This window comes from Streptomyces sp. ActVer (assembly GCF_027270795.1).
GTDB lineage: Bacteria > Actinomycetota > Actinomycetes > Streptomycetales > Streptomycetaceae > Streptomyces > Streptomyces umbrinus_A.
On record NZ_JAPWHT010000592.1, the window covers coordinates 1 to 5281 of the forward strand.

Genomic DNA, 5281 nt, shown 5'->3' on the forward strand with positions numbered 1-5281 from the left:
GCCGATATCGGCCCCGCCCGGGAAGCCGTCGCCGCCGATCTCGCCCGGATCGACGCGGTCGCGCGGCACGCCATCGAGGCCGCCCGCGGCGGAGCGGCCGGACCCGACGGCCCGGGCCTGCTGCACGTCCTGCTCGACGCCGCAGCCGAGCACCCCGAGTACACCGACCGGCTGATCCGCGACGAACTGGTCACGCTGCTCGCGGCCGGGCACGAGACCACCGCCACCACCCTGAACTGGCTCTACCTGCTCCTCGACCGGAACCCCGGCGCCCGCGAGCAAGCGCTGGCCGCCGGCGGCGAAGGATCCCCGGAACGCCGCCAGGCCATCCAGGCCCTGATCCACGAAACGCTCCGGCTCTACCCGTCCGCCTGGATCCTGCCCCGCCACGCCGCCGAGGACGACACCCTCGCCGGGTACGCCGTCGAGGCGGGCACCGACCTCCTGGTCTGCCCGTACCTCACACACCGCGATCCCGAACTCTGGCCGGACCCGGAGCACTTCGACCCCCAGCGCTTCATCACTCCGGACGCCCGCCCCACCCACCCGGGCGCCTACTTCCCCTTCGGCATCGGCCCCCGTGCCTGCCTGGGCCTGCAATTCGCACTCCGCGAGTCAACCGTCCTACTCGAACACCTGCTACCGGCCCACACTCCGGTCTTCTCCTCCACCCCCACAAAGGCAGTACACGGATTCACCGTCCGCCCGGACGGGCCAACTCCGGCAACCTTGGCTCCGGCGGTCGCCTGAAGCGGTCGCTCGACTTCGGAGGGAGGAAACGGCGGCCCGTTCCCGTGCCCCACGCTCACCAGAGCCCGCTGGGCTCCCTTCCGGCCGCCCGGAGCAGGATGTCCCGTGTGGAACCCATCCCGTACTTGTCGACCTCACTGGAGAGTTCGGCCACGTCCAGCAGGAGCGGCCTGATGTCGACGCCGGCGTCCCGGGCCTGCCCGCACAGACCGTTCAGGCCGACCATCATGTCCCGTGTGTCGCGGCCCTGATCCTCGACCGACATCTCCATGAGTCGCTGTCGGAAGCCTTGGGGCGTGGGCTCGGCGGGCAGCGTCGTCGCCCCGCCGAAGTAGTGACACCGTTCCAGGAGCGCGCGCAGGGCGGCCCGGACTTCCTCGTCGCCCTCCTCGTAGCGGGAAAGCACGTCCCGCAGCGCCGCCTCCGCCTCCGGCCGAATCCCCGCCTCGTCCAGCGGACGCGGGCCCTCCTGCATCTTCCGCATCCAGTCGGGGTCGGTGAGATCCACCGGCCTCGTCACGATGGGCTCGATGCACGCGTCGATCACCGCGACCCACTCCTCCAGCTCCGCCAGTTCCTCCATCGCGCCCTTCCCCCGTACGACCATCGGTGGCAGCATGCCGCAACCCGCCCTCCGCTGCGGGAGGATGAGGCCGCAGGAGCATAGAACGCCACGGCCTGCGGACGGACCCTCGCCAACGCAGTGCGGGCGGGCAGCACGCTCCGCCGGGCGTGAGCCAGACACTCGGCTCGCTGCCCCTGCGGCTGGCAATCCATCACCTCGCAGGCTGTATCTCGTCGGTTCTTGGAAGTTGCCGGGGGGCGGCAGAGTTCTGCCAGTCATTGGTGCCGGAAGGGCCCGTTCGTCTGTGCTCGCCCACTGCGTACGGTGGCGTGACCGGCCCTGGGCGAGCTGTTCCGGGGCGTGATCGTTGTGAATGGTCCGAGGCGAGCAGGGGTGCGGATGGTCTACCTGGTCCTGGCTGCGACAGCGGCCTTGTCCATCGCGGGTGCCGCCGTGATCGTGCTGGTGGGCCGCCAGAGGCGCCGGATGGAATCCGGTTCGGAAGCGCGGCGAATCGAAGCGGCGGCCAAGAGAGGCGTTCGCGATGCGCGCCGCCAGGCGCATGCCCATCAGCATTTCAACCACGCCGGCGGCATCAACGCTCTGCGGGATCGCGACTCCCACTCATAGGGACTCGCGGTAGGTACCCGTGGGGACAGGGGACGACGTCAGCTCCCCCTCGCTCCACTGATGACCGGATCGGTCCGCACCCGGACCCGATATGGCCTGGCCCCCGCCCTCCCGTGCGGCCCAGGCTTGAGGCATGACCCGAGCACTGATCGTCATTGATGTCCAGGAGTCCTTCCGGGCCCGTCCGCTGTGGGAGACCACCTCTGACCTGAAGATCGCCGAGCAGGTGAACCGCCTGGTCCGGCTCTCCCGTCAGGCCGGGGACCTGGTCGTATGGGTGCTGCACTCCGAGCCGGGCAGCGGGGATGTCTTCGACCCGGCCCTCGGCCATGTACGGCTCATGGAGGAACTGGAGCGGGCGGACGGGGAACCGCTGATCCACAAGACCTCGCACAACGCTTTCACCACCACCAACCTGCAGCAACTGCTCACCGAGCACGGTGTCCGCGAACTCACCGTCTGCGGCATCCGTACCGAGCAGTGCGTGGAGACCACCACCCGCGTCGCCGGCGACTTCGGCTATCAGGTCACCTTCGTGACCGACGCGACCGCGACCAACCCCATCCCCCACCGCGACGCCCCCGCCGACCAGAGCGTCGCCGAGCTGCTGGCCGACCCGCGCACGCTGCCCGCCGAAGAGGTCATCAGGCGCACCGAGTACGCCCTGGCCGGACGCTTCGCCACCATCGCCACCGTCGACGGGCTGGAGGCCGCCGCCAGGACGTAGGGCATGATGACCGAATCGTGAGCCACATCGTCTTCTTCCTGGTGCCCGGAGTCCATCTGCTGGACCTGGCCGGCCCCGCGCAGGTCTTCTCGACCGCCGCCGACTTCGGGCACCCCTACACGCTGTCCTACGTCGCCGAGCGGGCGCAGGTCTCCACCGCCCAGGGGCTGCCCCTGGTGGCGGGGCTGGACTGGCCCGAGCTCGGGCCCGAGGACCTGATCGTGGTGCCCGGCTGGCGGGCTGCGACCCTGGCCGACAGCCCCGCCATCGGTGCAGCCTCCCTCCAGGTCCTGCGGGACCACCACGCCAGAGGGGGGACGGTGGCCAGCGTGTGCGCCGGAGCCGAGGCGCTCGGCCGGGCCCGCCTGCTGGACGGCCGTCGCTGCACCACCCACCACGACGTGCAGGACGAGCTGGCGGTGCGCCACCCAGCGGCAGTGGTCGTCCGCGACGTCCTGTTCACCACCGACGACCGGGTGATCACCTCGGCCGGTATCGCCAGCGGTATCGACCTGGCGCTGCATCTGGTCGCCACCCGGCAGGGTCCGGCCGTCGCCGCGCAGGTGGCCCGCGACATGGTCGTCTACGCCCGCCGCAACGGCCATGAGCCGCAGTCCAGCGCGATGCTGAGGCACCGGTCCCATCTCGACGACACCGTGCACCGAGCCCAGGACCTCATCGACGCCCGCTTCGACCAACCGCTCCCGCTCCCCGCCCTGGCCTCGGCCGTCGGCGTGAGCGAACGGACACTCACCCGCCTCTTCAGCCGCGCCACGGGACTCACCCCACTGCGCTACCAGCAGGCCCTGCGCCTCGAACGCGCCCAACACCTCATCAGCCACGGCGCGACAACCGACGCCGCCGCCCGCTCCGTCGGCTTCGAGGACCCCCGCATGCTGCGCCGCCTCCGCGCCCGCGCGGCCTGACAACAACCCCGGTCCCGAAGATTCCTTCTGCCGGTCGGTCACACTCCCCCGCTGCGATCCGTCAGGAAGGCAACAGCGCAGAGGATTCCGAGGAGACCAGATCATGGACGCACGCAGGAAGTTCGCAGTGGCCGGAGCGACCGGACGGGTCGGACAGCACGTCGTCGAGCTGCTCACGGAGCAGGGCCACGAGGTCGTGGCGATGTCCCGTTCAGGCGGCGTGGACGTAGTCACCGGAAAGGGCTTGGACGAGGCTCTCACCGGCGTCGACACCATCATCGACGTCTCCAGCACCCCATCGCCCGACCAGCAGGTAGCAACCGAATTCTTCACCGCCACGGCCGCCAACCTGCACGAAGCCGGAGCCCGGGCGGGCGTACGACGTCTCATCGTGGTGTCCATCATCGGCATCGACCGCGGCTTCACCACGGGCTACAACGCGGCCAAGCTCGCCCACGAACGAGCCGCCCTCGCGGGACCGATCCCGACTCAGATCCTGCGTGCGGCCCAGTTCCACGAGTTCGTGCCCCAGCTGCTGCAGTGGGGCACGCAGGGCGAGACGGCATACGTCCCTGAGATGCGTACTCAGCTCGTCTCCGCACGAACCGTCGCCGAGGCCCTGGTCGCCCTGGCTGCCGCCCCCGCCCCCGAACCGGGCACAGTGACGACCCCCTTCCCGGAGATCGCCGGCCCGCGCGAGGAGGACCTGGCCCAAGCCGCCTCCCTGTACTCGGCCCGGCACGGCTCCACGGTGAAGGTCATCCCGGTCACCAACCCCGACGACCCGGACGCCCACCTCTTCGCCAACGGCTCCCTGCTGCCAAGCCCCCACGCGAAGCTGGCAGGACCGACGTTCGAGGAGTGGACGAACGCCGAGCTCTGACCCGCACCACAGCGCGCGAGAGTATGAAGCAGTATGAGGAACCATGAAGAGTGACGACCCCATGCGAAGTATCGAGGACGAGAATGTCTGTCGCGTCTGCGGCTACACGGACGGGGACCTCTTCTTCGAGAACACCTGGCCGACCCACATCATCTGCAGCTGCTGCGGATGGGAGTCGGGCACGCCGGCACTCGACCTGTCAGCCACCCGGGAGTACCGCGGCTACTGGACCGGGCAGGGCGCCGAGTGGCTCTCCCATGGGGCACGCCCCAAGGACTGGGATCTCCTCAAGCGACTGCGGAACATCCCCGAGGACTGGCGCTGACCCGGGCGCAGCCTGCGACGGCAAGCTCCTCGGGCAGTGGCAGCGCCTCGATCTGCTCCGGGTTCAGTACGGTCAGGTCGACCCGGCGCACCGCGTCTCCGCCCCGCAGCGCCGTGACGGCCTTCCCGTACGGCTCACCGCTGCGGACGGTGCCGATCAGCAGGAGCACGCCGGTGTCAATCAGTTGCCGCAGCAGCACCGCCGAGGCCGGGTCCAGCAGATGCATGTCGTCGACCAGCAGCACCCATCTTCGCCGCCCCGGCCCGGCGGCCAGCCGCTCGGCGACGGCGGCGAACCCGGCCACCGGGTCCGACAGATCCACCCCCGTGGGCAACAGATGGGCGATCGCCCCCAGCGGCACCGCACCCGCCGCGGCACTCGCCGTGGCCCGGTCCACCCGGAAACCCGCCGCCGAAGCCCGGCCCAGGCACTCCTCGGCCAGCCGGGACTTGCCCACCCCGGCCGACCCGCCCAC

At 70.5% G+C, this 5281-nt stretch carries 7 protein-coding genes and 1 pseudogene; 6 read left to right on the forward strand and 2 right to left on the reverse strand.

Features of this window, described 5'->3' with window-relative positions; genetic code table 11:
- On the forward strand, positions 1 to 750 hold a 750-nt coding region (locus O3Q52_RS48305), incomplete at its 5' end, for a cytochrome P450 (protein WP_269654805.1).
- A gap of 55 nt (positions 751 to 805) precedes the next feature.
- Here O3Q52_RS48305 and O3Q52_RS48310 read toward each other — a convergent pair.
- Positions 806 to 1369 carry a hypothetical protein gene (locus O3Q52_RS48310; RefSeq protein WP_269654806.1) on the reverse strand — a complete coding sequence of 188 codons (564 nt, stop codon included), beginning with the start codon at positions 1367 to 1369 and terminating at the stop codon, positions 806 to 808.
- 345 nt (positions 1370 to 1714) lie between these two features.
- On the opposite strand from O3Q52_RS48310, the gene O3Q52_RS48315 reads away from it, so the two are divergent.
- The 5 genes from O3Q52_RS48315 to O3Q52_RS48335 all read left to right on the forward strand — a co-directional run bounded on the left by O3Q52_RS48315 (position 1715) and on the right by O3Q52_RS48335 (position 4806).
- Positions 1715 to 1945, forward strand: coding sequence for a hypothetical protein (locus O3Q52_RS48315; RefSeq protein WP_269654807.1), 231 nt, complete (start codon positions 1715 to 1717; stop codon positions 1943 to 1945).
- Positions 1946 to 2078: 133 nt separating this feature from the next.
- A complete protein-coding gene (locus O3Q52_RS48320; protein WP_269654808.1) occupies positions 2079 to 2672 on the forward strand; it encodes an isochorismatase family protein in 594 nt (197 codons plus the stop codon).
- A 17-nt stretch (positions 2673 to 2689) separates the two neighbouring features.
- The gene (locus O3Q52_RS48325; protein WP_269654809.1) at positions 2690 to 3598 is read left to right on the forward strand and encodes a GlxA family transcriptional regulator; all 909 of its coding nucleotides are present in this window, start codon (positions 2690 to 2692) and stop codon (positions 3596 to 3598) included.
- 103 nt (positions 3599 to 3701) lie between these two features.
- On the forward strand, positions 3702 to 4481 hold the full coding sequence (locus O3Q52_RS48330) for an SDR family oxidoreductase (protein WP_269654810.1): 780 nt from the start codon (positions 3702 to 3704) through the stop codon (positions 4479 to 4481).
- 43 nt (positions 4482 to 4524) lie between these two features.
- Entirely contained in the window at positions 4525 to 4806 is a 282-nt protein-coding gene (locus tag O3Q52_RS48335) for a hypothetical protein (RefSeq protein ID WP_269654811.1), read from the forward strand.
- Here the strand turns inward: O3Q52_RS48335 and O3Q52_RS48340 are convergent.
- A pseudogene (locus O3Q52_RS48340) lies at positions 4769 to 5281 on the reverse strand (helix-turn-helix transcriptional regulator); the annotation flags it as partial. The gene O3Q52_RS48335 and the pseudogene O3Q52_RS48340 overlap by 38 nt on opposite strands.